Source organism: Pseudomonas sp. GL-RE-29, assembly GCF_019947275.1.
Classification (GTDB): Bacteria; Pseudomonadota; Gammaproteobacteria; order Pseudomonadales; family Pseudomonadaceae; genus Aquipseudomonas; species Aquipseudomonas fluorescens_A.
This window is the reverse complement of record NZ_JAGYGD010000048.1, coordinates 20,055-35,830: the sequence shown is the minus strand read 5'-3', so window position 1 is coordinate 35,830 and position 15,776 is coordinate 20,055. Positions and strand designations below refer to the sequence as shown.

The window sequence follows — 15,776 nt, the reverse complement described above, 5'->3', positions numbered from 1 at the left end:
CTTTTGATCTTGCTCTTTAAAAGCAAGATCAAAAGATCGTCCGAACGCGGCCCGAGCCTGCGGCAGCTCCTACAGGTCGCGGGTGTGTTGTGGGTGCCTTGGGAGCAAGCTCCCTCGCCACAAATGCGTCGTTTCTGTCGTAAGTATTCCTGAGCCAACCTGCACGCCCGCTCAACATCGGCACCATTTCTATCGCCTTCGGCGGGTATGAATCCAGCGCCAGCGTCCCGCGATCCGCCGTCGTCATCGGCTCAACCGCGTCGTATCTGCCCTCATCGCCAGCAGGCCGGCTCCCACAAGGGTTCTGCGGTGAACACAAGATTTGTGCCTCGCAAAAATCCACTGTAGGAGCGAGCCTGCTCGCGATGGCGGAGTATCAGGCGCCGATGATGTTGAATGTGCTGCCCTCATCGCCAACAGGCCGGCTCCCACAAGGGTTCTGCGGTGAACACAAGATTTGTGCCTCGCAAACATCCACTGTAGGAGCAAGCTTGCTCGCGATTGCGATGTAGCAGGCACCATCAATGTCAGATCCGAAAACTCCCCACCAGTTGATTAAGCCGCGCCGCCTGCTGCTCCAGCTCGGTACACGCCCGCAACGTCGCCTGCAAATTCTCAACCCCCTGCAAATTCAGCGTGTTGATCTGCGTGATGTCGACGTTCAACGCCTCGACCACCGCGGTCTGTTCTTCGGTAGCGGCAGCGACGGACTGGTTGACGTTGTCGATCTCGCCGATGCGTTGCGTCACGCTGCCCAGGCGGGTGCCGGCGAGGTTGGCGATGGTGACGCTTTCTTCGCTGTGCTGTTGGCTTTCGGTCATGGTGGTGACCGAGTCGCGGGCTCCGACTTGCAGTTCCTCGATCATCTGCTGGATCTCCAGCGCTGAGGTCTGGGTGCGCCCGGCCAGGCTACGCACCTCGTCGGCCACCACGGCAAAACCGCGACCCGCCTCACCGGCCCGCGCCGCTTCGATCGCGGCGTTGAGTGCCAACAGGTTGGTTTGCTGTGAGATGCCCTTGATCACTTCGAGGATCTGCCCGATGTTCACGGTTTTGTCGTTGAGCACTTCGATGTTGGCGCACGATGCGCTGATTTTTCCGGACAGTTCGTTCATCACCTCAATGGTGCGTTCCACCACCTGACGCCCGTCCTCGGCTTGTTGCCGCGCGGCGGAAGCCTGCAGCGAAGCATCGGACGCGTTGTGGGCGATTTCCTGGGCGGCGGCGCCCAGTTGATTGATCGCGGCGGCGACGCTGTTGGTGCGGGTCGATTGATCGTCGAAATTGCGCAGCGACGAATTGGACGCCTCCAGCACACGCCGCGCCCCTTCATTCACGCCAAGGGCGGCTGACGACACCTCGCGAATCGACTGGTGAATGCGTTCGACAAAGCGGTTGAACGCGGTGGCCAACTGGCCGATTTCATCCCGCGATTGCACCGCCAGGCGCCGGGTCAGATCGCCTTCACCGAGGGAAATGTCCTCCATGACACGGGTCAGCACTTGCAGTGGTCGGGTGATGCGTTGCGCCGTGTACCAGATCAACAGCAGGCCGAGCAGGGCCGAGCCGCCACCGAGCAGCAGTTCCAGCGCGGTGCTATGCACACCTTGGGCGTCGAGTTCCTTTTGCAGGGTAGTGACCGGTGCCAGCAACACCTCTTGCGGTACGCCTACCAACACGCCCCACGGCGCGGCGCCGGCAATCGGTGCCAGGGGCTCGAGCACTTTGATTTGCTGAGGGTCGACGAACACCTTCGGCTGGCCTTGGCGCAGGGCTTCCATTACCTCGGCACTGTCCATCGGTTGACCCAGGCGAGTGACATCCTGACTGTTGGCGGAGATCACGCCACGGGGGCTGACGATGCTGATCTGCCCATGGCCATCGAACAATTCCAGTGCACTGGTTTCACTGTTCTTTTGCAACGCGGCGAGGTTGATGTCGAGGCCGACGACAGCGATGACCTTGCCGTTTTCCAACAACGGAAACGCGACGCTGGTCACCAGTTTGCGACTGCCGGACGCCTCGTCGAAGTAGGGTTCCAGAACGCAGGGCTGACGGGTGTCGCGGGCGCACGTGTAGAAGGCGTTGTAGGGAGCGCCGCTCGGGCCGGGTTCGGTGTTGGCGAGCAGGCCTTCGTCGCCGATCACGGCTTGCAGTTCGCCGGGTTTGCTCTGCACCCAGTACAGCGAGAAGCGTCCGGTTTCGTTGCTGCCCAGGTCCGGCTTGTCGGCGAAACCGGCGTCGGCACCGTCCAAAGCGTCCGGTTCAAAAATGACGTAAAGCCCGAGCAGGTCGGGCTTGTCGATCAGTGCCTGGTGAAGCTGGGTGCTCAGCTCCTGGCGCAGTTGTTGGCGGGTGAGGTTCCCTTGATGCTGGAGTTGCCTCAGGTAAAGCAAATACCGTGATAACCCCTGGCCAAATTCGTGGGTCTGCATGAAGGTGCGTTGCACCTGCATGGCCTGCACTTTGGCCAAAGCCTGCATGTGTTCCTTGGCGGCGTCGGCGAGCATTTCGCTGCTGGCCTGGGCCACTTGCTGGCTGCTCTGGTGGGTCTGGTAGAGCGACAAACCCATCAGCAAACCCACCACCAACAGCAGGCAGAGGCCGGCGAGCAGGGCGATCTTGCTCTGGATCGTGAGGAAGCTTTTCTGCATTGGAAATACCTTTTTCCTTGAAAGCATTGATGCCGATAACGCGTCTCCTGTAGGAGCGAGCCTGCTCGCGATGAAGGCCCGAGCACCACGGGCATTCAGGCAGCCCGCGTTATCGTTGGCGTCCATCGCGAGCAGGCTCGCTCCTACAGGGATCGCTCGGGACTTAGAACGTAGTGGCGAAAATCACCTGGCTGTAGAGGTTCTTGTCGTTGTTGCCCAACTGCGTGCCACCCTGGTCAGCGCTCTTGTCCGGCTGGAACAGGCCCACCAGCGGCATGATGCTCAGGTGGTCGTTGACGTGCCATTCGGCATACAGGTCCACCTCGTGGCCATCGGTGTTGCCGAGGTTGCGGTCGATGGTGTCGAAGTTGAAATACATCGCGCCGACGCTGAGGTTCTCCAGCGGTGCGACGCTGAATTTGACCTGCTGGATGCGCGAGTTGGTGTTGAACGGGCCGGCATAGTTGCCCGCCACTTCACCCTGGAACCAGGTGCCGAAGCCGCGACTGAAACCGTAGAACAGCGTGTCGTAGTTTTCCGAGAAACGGCTGTAGCGGTAGCTGACATACGGCGACCAGGCGACGTCGGAAAAGGTCCAGCCGGCTTCCAGGTACCAGGCGTCTTCGCTGTCGGTATGGGGTTTATCCTGTTTGGCGTATTCGCCGGAGAGAAACAGGTCTTTCACCCCGGCATTGCCGGTGGCGCGCAGGCTGTAGGTCTTCATGCCGTCGCGTTCGAGCTGAATCGGCGAGGCGTACTGCTCGTCGATGTCTGTGGTGCCGATGTAGGTCAAGCCGACGGTGCCGGCTTCGGATACGTGCTCCAGCGTGCCCGCGTACATCTCGGTCATGGCCTGGGCGCGGTTGTTGGATTTCAACCACATCAGATCGCTGCGCCAGCCTTCCTTGCCACCAATGCGCAACACGGCAGTCTCGTCGAAGGCCTTGCGAGCCGCCAGCCAGTAGGCGCCGCCACGGTTGAATTCGCCGTCCGCCAGGCCTTTGCCCAGGTTCAACGCGTCGCCGTTAATCAGGAAGCCGTCGCCGATCATGATGTTCTGGCGGCCGAACGACAGGTCAATGCCGTCAGTGCCCAGCACCGGGAACAGATCGGCCGAACGCCAGCCGAGGTAAGCGTCCTCGAACTTGGTGGTGCGTTCCGAACCGTCGCTGAAACCGGCCGCATCGCCATCGCCCCAAGTGCCGGAGCTGAGCATGTTCGCCGCACCGTAAGCAGTGCCAACCCCGGCCAGGCCCTGGTCGAAGCTCAGACCGTACTTGATGTAGCCCTCGCGCCACGACGAAGAACCTTCATCGAGACGACCCGACAGGGCGTAGTTTTCCTGGCTGTGGAAAATGCCGAAAACCGCTTCCAGAGTGGCGTTCAGGTGACTGTCGTCGTCGGCGTAGAGCTCATACGCTCCGGCCTGACCTGCGCTGATCATCAGCGCGAGAGTCGAAAGGCGAAGCAAGGGGGACTTAAGCATGGCGTGACATCCGTTCTTGTTCTTGAGCGCAGGTTTGCGGTCTTTTTAGATACTAAGGAACGGATGTCTTTCGCCCTTTTGCCTGTTTGCCAAAGAGTTGGTTGTGCATGCCAGATTGCATGACCACATGACCACATGACCACGCTGAGGTTTTTGGGCATTCATTTCTTGCGCCGAATTCGCCGCCGCTATCGCCAGCAAGCCGGCTCCTACAGAAGACCGGATTCACACGCTACAAACTGTAGGAGCCGGCTTGCTGGCGATTGGGCATTCATGCCGAGCGAATTGGCAGAACCGCCAACACAACTGGCACGCAGCGCAAACCCTGCGTGTCACCGACCACCGACAATCCTTATCAACCCTGCCAGGGCACTCAAGCTCCGGCAGTTTTAGTGTTGGCGTTCGTCTGCTGACGAGCACGTGGATTTTCAAGGTCGTTTCTTATGTTCACTTCCCTGCGATTGCCCCTCATCGGTTTGTTGTCCTTCACCCTGGCGCAAGCCGCGCTGGCTGCCGATTGCGCACCGGTTCAGAGCCGTGGCGCCGAGCTGTTCGCCAACGAGTGTGGTGTTTGCCATGCGGTGAGCAAAGGCACTACCGGCATGATGGGGCCGAACCTGGCGGGCGTGGTCGGGCGCAAGTCCGGTTCGCTGGAAGGCTTCAATTACTCGCAAGCCATGCGTAACAAGAACATCGACTGGCAAGCCGAAAACATCGCGCAATTGATCACCCAGCCCCAAGCGTTCGTGCCCGGCACCTACATGCCGTACATGGGCATGGCTTCGGCGGACGATCGCCAGGCAGTCGTGTGCTACCTCAAAGAACAACACTGATCAGCCGATTGACGGCTGACACACCCACCAACCCTGTAGGAGCTGGCTTGCCAGCGATAGCGGTCTCCAGTCTTGCACCGTTCATAAAGACGCCAGCAAGCCGGCTCCCACATTTGAACGAAAGGTGATTTATGAGCAACGTTGAAATCCTGCCGCAGGTTGCTGCATTCATCGGCCGCCGTCACGGCTGCTTCATTGATGGTCAATGGGTATTTGCCGAAGGCGAAAGCATTGCCGTGGTCAACCCGGCCACCGGGCAGACCCTCTGCGAAACCCTCGATGCGCCACTGGCAGTCGTCGAGCAAGCCGTGCAGTCGTCGCACAAGGCGTTCAAGTCCGGCGTCTGGTCGGCACTGCGCCCGGCGGACCGCGAACGCATCCTGCTGAACTTCACCCGTCTGGTGGAAGAGCACGCCGAAGAACTGGCGCAACTGGAAACCCTGAGCCAGGGCAAGTCGATCAACATGGCTCGCGCGCTGGATCTGAACGCCACTGTGGAATTCATGCGCTACATGTCCGGCTGGGCGACCAAGATCGAAGGGCAGACCTTTGATGTGTCGATCCCGTTGCCGCCAGGTGCCAAGTTCACTGCGTTCACCAAGCGTGAGCCGGTTGGCGTGGTGGTCGGTATCGTGCCGTGGAACTTCCCGCTGCTGATTGCCGCCTGGAAGCTGATGCCGGCACTGGCGACCGGTTGCACCGTGATCATCAAACCGGCGATGGAAACCCCGCTGACCGCGATGCGCCTGGCAGAACTGGCCCTTGAAGCCGGCATCCCGGCGGGCGTGTTCAACGTCGTGACCGGTGGCGGCGCGTCGGTAGGCGGCGTGCTGACCCAGCATCCGCTGGTGAGCAAAGTGTCGTTCACCGGCTCCACCGCCGTGGGCAAAAGCGTCGGCGTGGCGTGCATGGAAAACATGACGCGTTTCTCCCTGGAACTGGGCGGCAAGAACCCGATGATCGTGCTCGCCGATGCCGACATCGAAAAAGCCGTGCAAGGGGCAATCCTCGGTGGCCTGCTGAACAACGGACAAGTCTGCGCGGCGGCTTCGCGTTTCTACGTGCACCGTTCGATTCACGACCAATTTGTCGAAGCCCTGGCCGCAGCGGTGTCGTCGATGCCGATCGGCGCGGGCATGAACGGTGACGCGGCGATCAACCCGCTGGTGTCGCGCAAGCAACAACAAAGCGTGCTCAAACACATCGAACTGGCCCGTCAGGAAGGTGCGCGCGTGGTCTCGGGTGGTGAATTGGTGGAAAGCGACGGCTTCTTTGTCCAGCCGACCATCCTCGCCGACATCGACCACAGCATGGCAGTGGCCCGCGAAGAAGTGTTCGGCCCGGTACTGGGTGTGATGCCGTTTGACGATGAAGATGCCGTGATCGAACTGGCCAACGACAACCGCTACGGCCTGGCCGCCAGCCTGTGGACCAACGACTTGAGCAAAGCCATGAACCTGGTGCCGCGTATTGAAGCGGGTACGGTCTGGGTCAACGCCCACGTGCTGCTCGACCCGGCGATGCCGTTCGGTGGTGTCAAGCAATCGGGCATGGGTCGCGAGTTCGGTCGCGCGGTGATCGAGGCTTACACCGAGCTGAAATCGGTGTGCATCGCCCATTGATAAAGCTGTAGAACCTGCATGATCTGCATGATCTGCATGATCTGCATGATCTGCATGATCTGCATGATCTGCATGATCTGCATGATCTGCATGATCTGTAGGAGCTGTCTCGTGCAACGAGGCTGCGATCTTTGATTTTGCTTTTTTAGGATCAAAAGATCGCAGCCTGCGGCAGCTCCTACAGGGGATTGGTGCGATTGAAAGGGTTTTGCGTCATGCCGCTGGTGGTTTCGCCAGTTCAATACCGGCGGCGCCCAACCGCTTGAGTATTTCAAACAGCAGATCGCTTTTGATCAGGCCCACATTGCGCGGGCTGCCGACGTAACCGGTGATGGTCAGCGTAATGCCTTCGGGTTTCAGTTGGCTGAAGCGCACGAACGGCGCCGGTTTATCCAGAATGGAATCGTGCTCGACGTAAGTGTCGTACAGCAGGTTGCGCACTTGCTCCGGGTCGATGTCCAGCGGGAACATCAGTTCCAGTGTTGCCACGCCTTGCGCGGTGCCGCCGAGGGTGACGTTGCGCAAATTCTGCGAAATCAGCTGTGAGTTGGGCACGATGACGATCGAGCGGTCGGCCAGTTGTATTTCCGTGGCCCGCACGTTGATCCTGCGGATATCACCTTCCACGCCACTGATGCTGATCAGGTCGCCGACTTTTACCGGGCGTTCGGTCAGCAGAATCAGGCCTGAAATGAAGTTCTTGACGATCTCCTGAAGGCCGAAGCCGATACCCACCGACAAGGCGCTGACGATCCAGGCCAGGTTGGTCCACTTGATCCCCAGCGAAGACAGCGCGAGCAGTATCACCGACGCATAGCCGATATTGGCGAACAGCGTGCTGAGCGACGCACACATGCCGGGGTCCATTTCCGTTTTCGGCAGGAACTCGTTGTCCAGCCAGCGGCGAAAGGAGCGGATCAGGTAGACGCCGATCGCCAGCGCCAGGATGGCATGCAGCAGGTTGCCCGGGACGATGTTCAGCTTGCGCAGGCCGTCGCCACCCAGAATGGCCAGAATGTTGGTGATCAGTTGCCCGAGCGTCGAGCCCACGCCGCCCACCAGCAACGTGATAAACGCGATCAGCAACAGCGAGGCGCGGCCGACGCCAGACAAGATGGTCGAAATTTGCTCCAGGCGTGCATCGCCAATGCCCAGCAACTGTTTGATGCCCTTGCCGGTGGTATGTCGCGGTGAAAACAGGTGTTCGCAGCCGTCTTTCACCAATTGGATCAGCAAGTAGAAACCGGCAAAGATGATGAACAGCCAGACCAGTTCGTAGGTGATAAAGCGCGACAGCGACACGTAGCCGGCGAGCAAGGTCAGCAGCGAAACCACCACCGCAATGCTGGCGAAGGCATAGATCACGCCGGCCAGCGTCCGGCCTGCTTCAGGCGCTGTACCGGCCGCGACCATGGCCTGACGGGTTTTGCTGACGCGCAACAACATCAGGCCGATCATCGCTGAGATGACCAACGCGACAAACCCCCTGACCGAGATCACGACCTCGGAGCTCATGCCGGTGGCATTGGTCAACTGCGCCATTGATACCAGCACCAGCAGCACGCAGGCCAGTCGTGCGGGGAACGGTTTGATCGCCAGTGCGACCGAATCGGCAATGGCCGGCAGCCGCCACGAAGGATGCTGTGTGGACAGCAATGCGCGACCCAGGCCGGTGATCATCACGCAGGTATAAATGATCTTTTCGAAGTCCTGGGAAAAACCCGCCAGTTGCGGCGTCAACGGCATTTGTCGGGTGACGGCAAAAAACAACAGTTGCAAGGCAAGCCAGGCAGTCAACACCGTGGCGATGACCGAGGCCAGCGCCAGGGCGCTACGCCGCAGGCGTCCTTCAGGCACGCGATGGATGCACAGCCAGGTCAGGCCTCGTTCGGTAAACCCTCGCCCGAGGAACCACAGGACCATGGCCAAAATGACCAGAAGACTGGTGATGAGGCGTTGCCCCGGTTGCCAGGCCGCGTCGAGGGAAGCGCTCGCCTGCGAGACGAATGAGCTCAGCCGTTGCCGGTCCTCCTCGGGTGGATTCAACAGGGGCGCCCAGAACCACGGGTTCAGGATGCTTTTGGTCTGTTGGGTCACTTCGGTTTCGAGCAGGCTGCGACGAATGCCGGCAATCTGGGTGAGAAGCTCGGTCGCACTGGTTTTGAGCGCCGCGAGGGTTTTGAGGTTGTTATCGATTCGGCTCTTTTGCTCGCCGAGCGTGGCTCGTTGCAGGGCAATATCGGTTTTTTCCGGAGAGGCCTGTTCCAGCGGCACAGGGCCGAGCACGCCCAGTTGCGCTTGTAATTGAGCTTGTTCGGGCAGCAGCAGTGCTGACAAACGATCGATTTCCTGGATGAGCGCTTGCACCAGATCCTGCGGGGCTTCCAGCTGGCTGTAGTTGGTGGCGAGGGAGACCTGTTGTTTGAGGCTGTTCAGTCGGGTTTGCAGTGCCAGCAGATCAGCGTCGGAAACCGTCTCGCTCGCAGGTTTGGTGATAGCAGCAGGGGCGTCGGAGAGGGGCGCCGCCGACAGCATTGCGCTGGCCGGCCCGACCAGCGCCAACGCGACGAAAATCATCCACTTCAATCCATTGCGCATAGGCGTGCTCGACTGGTTGTTAGTCACCCAGCCTATGAGGTTAGGTCATGACTGGCACTGTCGAGGGATTTTTGGTTGGATGCATTCGGGTAAGGACCGAATCTGTGGCGAGGGAGCTTGCTCCCGCTGGGGCGCGCAGCGGCCCTAAAAGAAGGCCTGCTGCGCAGTCCAGCGGGAGCAAGCTCCCTCGCCACAGGTGCTCATCGCTCTTTCAATGGGCGTCATTCACCCGGTCTACGCGCCGGGAAAAACAACTCAAAGCAGGTAATTCCGTCGGCACTGCTGACACTGTAGGCACCGTTGTGTAGCTGCATGATCGTCGCCACGATCGACAGGCCCAAACCATTGGATTGCGCCGAGCGTTCGCGGGATTCGTCGACCCGGTAGAAGCGCTCGAACAGCCTGGGCAGGTGTTCGGCGGGGATGGTCTGGCCGTGGTTGCGCACCTGCAAGCGTATGCCGTCGGCCACCGGCGTGGCGCGGATGTACAGCTCGGAGTCGGGCGCGCCGTACTTGATCGCGTTGGAACACAGGTTGGCCATGGCGCGGCGCAGCAGCATCGGTTCGGCCCAGATCAGTCCGCTGCCCTCGGCATTGATGCTGATACCGACATCGGCCGCGAGCCCTTCGAAATAGTCGGCCATGCGTTCCATTTCTTCGGCGGCAAGCAACTCCTGACGTTGGCGCAGGGCGCTGGCAGGGTCGGTGCGGGCCAGAAACAGCATGTTGTCGAGCATCCGGGCCAGGCGTTCGAGTTCCTCGACGTTGGAGGCGAGTAACTGTTGATAGGCTTCGATGCTGCGATTCTGTTGCAACGCGACCTGTGTTTCACCGAGCAGGTTGTTGATCGGCGTGCGCAGTTCATGGGCCATGTCGGTCGACACCTGGCCCAATTGCACGAAGCCCTTGCCCAGGCGGTCGAGCATGGCGTTGAAGGCCTCGATCATCGGCAGCAACTCCAGCGGCGAGCCCTGGCTGTCGAGGCGTTCGCTGAGGTTGCCGACGCCAATGCCTTGGGCATGCCGCGCCAGGTGCCGCACCGGCAGCAGGCCTCGATCAACCAGGACATAGCCGGAAAACGCCAACAGAATCGCCGCCACGCTGGCGAACAGGTAGACATTGAAGCGGTAACTGGCGAGCACGGCGGTGCGCTCGGTCATCAGGCGCCCGGTGAGCACTTGCAGGCTGCCCTGGTCGCCGGTATCGATGGTCGCCGCCACCGCCGAAAAAGGCACACCGTCGACATTGGGCAAGTGCTGCACGTCGCTCAGGGTCAACGGATGATCGATGGGCATGGGGGCTAATGCGGGCGTGTGCAGTTTGCCCGGGTTGACCTCCAGCAAGGGCGGTTGCCCGGGGGCGCCGATGGTCAACAGGGCTTCGCGATTGCCGAGCATGTTCTGGAACAGCGCCGGTTTGGTGCGGATCAGTTCCAGAGTGTTGCTGTCGTTGAGGAAGGTGCGCAATTGATCGATGCGGGTCACCAGCGCGGCGTCGTCGCGGCGGATCAATTCGCGCTCCAAGTCGCGGTACAGCGCCACGCCGAGCAGGGTCAACGAGACAAACGCCAAAAAGGCGAACACCAACGCCAGACGCAACGTCAGGGAATGGCGAAGGCGGGACAGTGCGCTCATGGTTGGGTATCGAAGCGGTAGCCGATACCGCGCACGCTATGGATCAACTTGAGTGTGAACGGATCGTCGATCTTCATCCGCAGTCGGCGCACTGCGACATCCACCACGTTGGTGTCACTGTCGAAATTCATGTCCCAGACCCGCGAGGCGATCATCGAACGCGACAGCACCTCGCCCTGGTGCGTGGCGAACAGGTGCAGCAGGGCGAATTCCTTGTTGGTCAGGGTGATGCGCACGCCGGCGCGAGTGACGCGGCGTTTGAGTACGTCGATTTGCAGGTCGTCGATTTGCAGCTGTTCTTCTTCGCGCGTGGGGCCACGGCGGGTCAGGGTGCGCAGGCGCGCGACCAGTTCGGCGAAGGAAAAGGGTTTGATCAGGTAATCATCGGCGCCCAGTTCGAGGCCTTTGATGCGGTCGGCAATATCATCGCGGGCGGTGAGGAACAGCACGGGCGTATCGGCCTCCTTGCGCAAGCGGCGCAGGACTTCCCAGCCGTCCATCTTCGGCATCATCACGTCCAGCACGATCACGTCGAAATCGTGTTCCAGGGCCAGGTGCAGGCCATCGACGCCGTCGCGCGCCAGGCTCACGGAATAACCGAGTTCCTGCAAGCCGTTGAGCAGGTAATTACCGGACTTGGGTTCATCTTCGACGACGAGAATGTTCATGGGGTTTCTGCCTGGCTCAGGGTCCGCAAAACTCGGTGGTGCGCTGGCGGGCTACAGCGGCACGCAGTGTCGCCAGTGTAGCCCGTTCATTTGCCGGTACGCAGGGGCGGCGATCAATGATCATTGGTGCAACCGCTGCCTTGGACGATGTAGTCCAGTTCATGCTGGCGGCCCTGATGGTCGAGGTAGTTCAGTTGGGCGGGGATGATGCCGCACTGTTGCGAAATGTCGGTTTCGCCCAACACTTTGGCCACGTCGAGGTGGACGAAGGCGGCGTCCTTGTCGTGGATCAGCGGGGCGCTGCTTTGGGTGTCGGCAAACGCTGAGCCGGTGGCGAGGAGGGCGGTAAAACCAAGGATGTACAGTTTCATGATCAGTCTCTCTATTCAGGGTGTGTGGTGGCTGCCGAAGCGTTGCCTGACAGTGAGTTCAGGTTAACCAGGCGATCCGGACAGCCCACCAACAGGTCGATTACAAAGTTGTAATAAATGGGTTTGGGGTTATGACTGGCGACCGGCGGCAGCGAGGATCAGGTCGGCGATTTCCTTGGAATGGGACACCAGCGACAAGTGGCTCGACGGCAGTTCGATGGTGGTCGCGCCCATGCGTTTGGCGAGGAAACGTTCCAGGTCCGGGTTGATGGTCTGATCCTGGCTGGACACCGCGTACCACGACGGCTTGGTGTGCCAGGCCGCGGCGGTGGTGCGGTCGGTAAACAGCGTCTTGGCGATCGGCTGTTGCACGGCGAACAGCTGCATGGCCTTGTCGTGGGGCACGTCGCTGGCGAAGTACTTGAGGAAGGCGTCTTGCTTCAGGCTTATAAAACCATCGTGCTCTTCGGTGCCGGCGCGCACGGGCATAGTCGGGTATTTGGCCGACAGGGCGACGAAGTCTTCCCCGGCATCCGGCGCGCGGGCAGCGACGTACACCAGTGAACTGACCTTCGGATTGACCCCGGCCTCACTGACCACCGTGCCGGCGTAGGAATGGCCGACCAGCACGGTCGGCCCGTCCTGTTGATCGAGGACCCGTTGGGTTGCAGCAACGTCATCGGCCACTGAGGTCAGCGGGTTCTGCACCGCAGTGACGTGCAAGCCGGCAGCCTGCAAACGGGCGATTACGTCCGACCAACTGGAGCCATCAGCCCAGGAGCCGTGCACCAGCACGACGTTGTTGGCCTTGACCGGTGCGGTGCTGGCGGCCATGGCGGAACCGCTGCCCAGCATGAACAGGCTGGCGGCGATCAGGCAGAGTTTGCTCAATGGTTTCATGGTGGGGACCCTTGTCTTCATCAGTGGGAGGCGTGTCATCCGGAGTGGGTGACTGACGGGTTCACTGTAGGGAGCGAGGGTGTTGGTCAGGCTGACAACTTGATGACATGTTTGTAATGGTTGGTTGTACTCAACCCTTTGTGAGAGCGAGCCTCCCTGTAGGAGCTGCCGCAGGCTGCGATCTTTTGATCTTGCCTTTGTCGTTGCCAGTCTTTGGAAATGCTGGAACACACGCATCTTTGTAGGAGCCGGCTTGCTGGCGATGACGGTGTGTCAGGCGCTGCGATGTCCACCGAACGACCGCCATCGCCAGCAAGCCGGCTCCTACAAGGAATGCGCGCAACCTGGAGCTTTTCATATGGTTCGCCGCAGCGGTGAAACCCCAAAGCATGTGTACTCAGGTGTAGGCCAACAACCGCCCGCAAAAAATCACACTGACCCATAACCCAATGGAAAACAGCGCCTGAACCCGAGCCACACCAGGCGCTGCAACGCCGGTATTCCACGCCCCAACGGAACAGTAGACGCCGACATGGAACAACAATGCGTTCAGTCCCGCCGTGGCGATCAGGCATAGCTTGAGGATGAAAATGTCATTGGAAGCAAAGTCGTGCGGATGGGCCGAAAACATCATCAACCCGGCCGGTACGATCAATAGCAGTGCCGCGATGGCCCAACTCAGCAGATGGCGGGCCAGGGCCGTGACCCGGATCGTTCGCGACAACCCGAGCACCCGCAAATCAAACATCACCACCGCGCCGACCAGCACGCTGAAGCCCACGATGTGCATCACCTCGACCAGCGGGTAGAGCCACATATCGCCACGCATGACCGCGCCCAGCGGCGAATCATGCATCCAGTCCAGCCAGGTTTGCGAGGTCTCCATTAGCGCAATTCGATGGTTTTTTCGCCAATGGTGATGCGTTCTGCGCGCAGTTCATCGGGCTTGTTGCGATTTTGGTAGCCGACCACGGTCGCTTGCGTGCCCACCGCCAGCATGTCTTGCGAAAGGCCCCGATTCTCCATGCGCGAAGGCGGTGCCAGAACCACGTTCCAGGTTTTGTCTGCGGTTTTCAGGTTGACGAACCCGTGGGGATGGGAGTAGCCGGATTGCTCGATGGTGCCGCTCAATTGTAAGGGCTTGCTGGAGTCGTACTCACTCCACCCGTGATGGGCGAAGGCCGCAGTGGCAACCAGTAACAATGACAATCCAATGCCCTTGAGCATGATCTTCATGACACGGTTCTCCTATTGCAGGACGTCGATAAATGTCGGGCTGTGCTCGCTCCGGTGCGGTGTTCAATTATTCCAAGGTGTTTTTCAGAATAGTCCGCGGATTCAAAGCGGCCGAATCATGCCGCCCGAAAGAATGTTTCTGTCTGTGACGCAGGGTTCGCAACATCGAACCTTCGGTTGAAAGACCGTCAACAACCAAAACCATGACCTAAGCTTATCCGCAGGCCAAAGGTCGTCAGGGCAGGCCACACACCCTGATCGACATCCCCATGGCACCCATAAAAACAAGGGAGATTCGCCCCATGTCCGTTCTGCTGACCCGCTTCAGTCGCTACCTGGCTATAAGTCTCACCGCTGCCGCTCTCACCACCCCCGCGTTCGCGCTGGATACCGTCAAATTCATGGCCCCGGGCTCCGTTGGCGGTGGTTACGACCAGACCGCGCGGGTGCTGGGCAAAGCCCTGATCGAAGCCAATGCGGCCAAATCCACGACATTCGAGAACAAGGGCGGCGCCGGCGGAACGCTGGGGCTGGCGCAGTTTGCCAACAGCACCAAGGGCGACCCCAACGCGCTGCTGGTGGTCGGCGCGATCATGGTCGCGGGCATCGAACAGAACAAACCGCAAATCAACTTGAAAGACGTGACGCCGATTGCCCGGCTGTTCACCGAGTACAACGTGATTGCCGTGCGCAAGGAGTCGCCGTACAAGACCCTCGATGAGCTGATCACGGACTTCAAGGCGAAACCGTCCAGCATCACCTGGGGCGGTGGCTCCAAGGGTTCGATCGACCACATCGGCATCGCCGAGCTGGCGGGCAAGCTCGATGTCCCGGTCAACAAGGTCAATTACATCGCCACCGGCGGTGGGGGCGAAGTGGTGGCCCAGGTACTCGGTGGCCAGATCAAAGTGCTCACCGGCGGGTATGCCGAGCTCGGTCAGTACATCAAGAACGGCCAGATCCGCGTCCTCGCCATCGGCGCGCCTGAGCGTGTTCCCGGGATCGATGCGCCGACGCTTAAAGAAAGCGGCTACGACGTGATCATCGGCAACTGGCGCGGTGTGTATGGCGCAGCAGGCCTCACACCCGCGCAGCGTAAGGAAGTCACCGACGCGGTGGTGGCCGCCAGCAACAGCAAAGTCTGGCAGGACAACATTCAAACCAATGCGTGGTCGCCGAGCGTGCTGACCGGTGATGACTTCGGCAAATTCGTCGACGAAGAGCACGTGCGGTTGCGCGCGATGCTGGTCAAGGTCGGGCTGCTTTGAGATGGCCGGGTCGCGTGCAGTGGTGCCCACGCAACTGGCGATCGGCATTGGCCTGATCGTTCTCAGCGTCGTACTGGCCGTGGGCGCCTACCGCTTTCCACCGGAGATGGGCTTCGTCATTCTGCCGGCTTACGTCTATCCCTACGTCGTCGCGGCGTTTCTGGGCGTGGTCGGGGTGTTGCTCAGTTACCAGGCCGCGAGCGGCGGTTTCCGTGAACTGGATAACGGCGACGACCAGGGCACGATCCCCGGCGGCAAGGCCGGTGCAGCCTGGGTGACCGGGGGGCTTGTCGGTGTTGCCGTGCTCATCAACGTTATCGGCTTCGTATTGTCTGGCGCGGTGCTGTTTGTTTGCGCCGCACGGGGCTTTGGCAGTCGACACCCGTTGCGTGACCTCGCCATCGGCATTGCCCTGACTCTGCCGATTTACTGGTTGTTCAACGCCGGGCTGGGGGTTTCCCTGCCGCCGCTGGTCAACGCCTGGATTTGACCCGGGCCCAAGGAGA

General features: G+C 60.5%; 12 protein-coding genes and 2 pseudogenes. 4 read left to right on the top strand and 10 right to left on the bottom strand.

Annotation, left to right across the window (positions count from 1 at the left end):
* Positions 1–527: 527 nt before the first annotated feature.
* From KGB21_RS29715 to KGB21_RS27260, 3 genes and pseudogenes are all read right to left on the bottom strand, one after another.
* A pseudogene (locus tag KGB21_RS29715) lies at positions 528–1,118 on the bottom strand (methyl-accepting chemotaxis protein); the annotation flags it as partial.
* A 264-nt stretch (positions 1,119–1,382) separates the two neighbouring features.
* A pseudogene (locus tag KGB21_RS29710) lies at positions 1,383–2,435 on the bottom strand (HAMP domain-containing protein); the annotation flags it as partial.
* 382 nt (positions 2,436–2,817) lie between these two features.
* Complete coding sequence (locus tag KGB21_RS27260; protein ID WP_223507280.1) at positions 2,818–4,140, bottom strand: alginate export family protein; 1,323 nt, start codon at positions 4,138–4,140, stop codon at positions 2,818–2,820.
* A 443-nt stretch (positions 4,141–4,583) separates the two neighbouring features.
* On the opposite strand from KGB21_RS27260, the gene KGB21_RS27255 reads away from it, so the two are divergent.
* Together KGB21_RS27255 and KGB21_RS27250 are read left to right on the top strand one after the other, a co-directional pair.
* Positions 4,584–4,973: a c-type cytochrome gene (locus KGB21_RS27255; RefSeq protein WP_034150248.1), complete on the top strand. Its 390-nt coding sequence runs from the start codon at positions 4,584–4,586 to the stop codon at positions 4,971–4,973.
* 131 nt (positions 4,974–5,104) lie between these two features.
* A complete protein-coding gene (locus KGB21_RS27250; RefSeq protein WP_034150247.1) occupies positions 5,105–6,595 on the top strand; it encodes an aldehyde dehydrogenase family protein in 1,491 nt (496 codons plus the stop codon).
* 213 nt (positions 6,596–6,808) lie between these two features.
* Here the strand turns inward: KGB21_RS27250 and KGB21_RS27245 are convergent, their stop codons facing one another.
* The 7 genes from KGB21_RS27245 to KGB21_RS27215 all read right to left on the bottom strand — a co-directional run bounded on the left by KGB21_RS27245 (position 6,809) and on the right by KGB21_RS27215 (position 14,002).
* Positions 6,809–9,193, bottom strand: a complete 2,385-nt coding sequence (locus KGB21_RS27245) for a DUF3772 domain-containing protein (RefSeq protein ID WP_223507279.1) — start codon at positions 9,191–9,193, stop codon at positions 6,809–6,811.
* A gap of 221 nt (positions 9,194–9,414) precedes the next feature.
* On the bottom strand, positions 9,415–10,827 hold the full coding sequence (locus KGB21_RS27240; protein ID WP_411741423.1) for a heavy metal sensor histidine kinase: 1,413 nt from the start codon (positions 10,825–10,827) through the stop codon (positions 9,415–9,417).
* A complete protein-coding gene (locus KGB21_RS27235) occupies positions 10,824–11,495 on the bottom strand; it encodes a heavy metal response regulator transcription factor (protein ID WP_223507278.1) in 672 nt (223 codons plus the stop codon). The genes KGB21_RS27240 and KGB21_RS27235 overlap by 4 nt, the downstream gene beginning before the upstream one ends.
* 113 nt (positions 11,496–11,608) lie before the next feature.
* Positions 11,609–11,866, bottom strand: coding sequence for a DUF2790 domain-containing protein (locus KGB21_RS27230; RefSeq protein WP_223507277.1), 258 nt, complete (start codon positions 11,864–11,866; stop codon positions 11,609–11,611).
* A gap of 129 nt (positions 11,867–11,995) precedes the next feature.
* Entirely contained in the window at positions 11,996–12,766 is a 771-nt protein-coding gene (locus tag KGB21_RS27225; RefSeq protein WP_034150243.1) for an alpha/beta hydrolase, read from the bottom strand.
* Between the two features lie 397 nt (positions 12,767–13,163).
* Complete coding sequence (locus KGB21_RS27220; RefSeq protein ID WP_223507276.1) at positions 13,164–13,652, bottom strand: DUF6644 family protein; 489 nt, start codon at positions 13,650–13,652, stop codon at positions 13,164–13,166.
* Positions 13,652–14,002, bottom strand: coding sequence for a DUF6152 family protein (locus KGB21_RS27215; protein ID WP_223507275.1), 351 nt, complete (start codon positions 14,000–14,002; stop codon positions 13,652–13,654). The genes KGB21_RS27220 and KGB21_RS27215 overlap by 1 nt, the downstream gene beginning before the upstream one ends.
* Before the next feature lie 302 nt (positions 14,003–14,304).
* Here KGB21_RS27215 and KGB21_RS27210 point away from each other — a divergent pair, with 302 nt between their 5' ends.
* Together KGB21_RS27210 and KGB21_RS27205 are read left to right on the top strand one after the other, a co-directional pair.
* On the top strand, positions 14,305–15,270 hold the full coding sequence (locus tag KGB21_RS27210) for a Bug family tripartite tricarboxylate transporter substrate binding protein (protein WP_223507274.1): 966 nt from the start codon (positions 14,305–14,307) through the stop codon (positions 15,268–15,270).
* 1 nt (position 15,271) lies between these two features.
* On the top strand, positions 15,272–15,760 hold the full coding sequence (locus KGB21_RS27205) for a tripartite tricarboxylate transporter TctB family protein (protein ID WP_223507273.1): 489 nt from the start codon (positions 15,272–15,274) through the stop codon (positions 15,758–15,760).
* Positions 15,761–15,776: the final 16 nt, after the last annotated feature.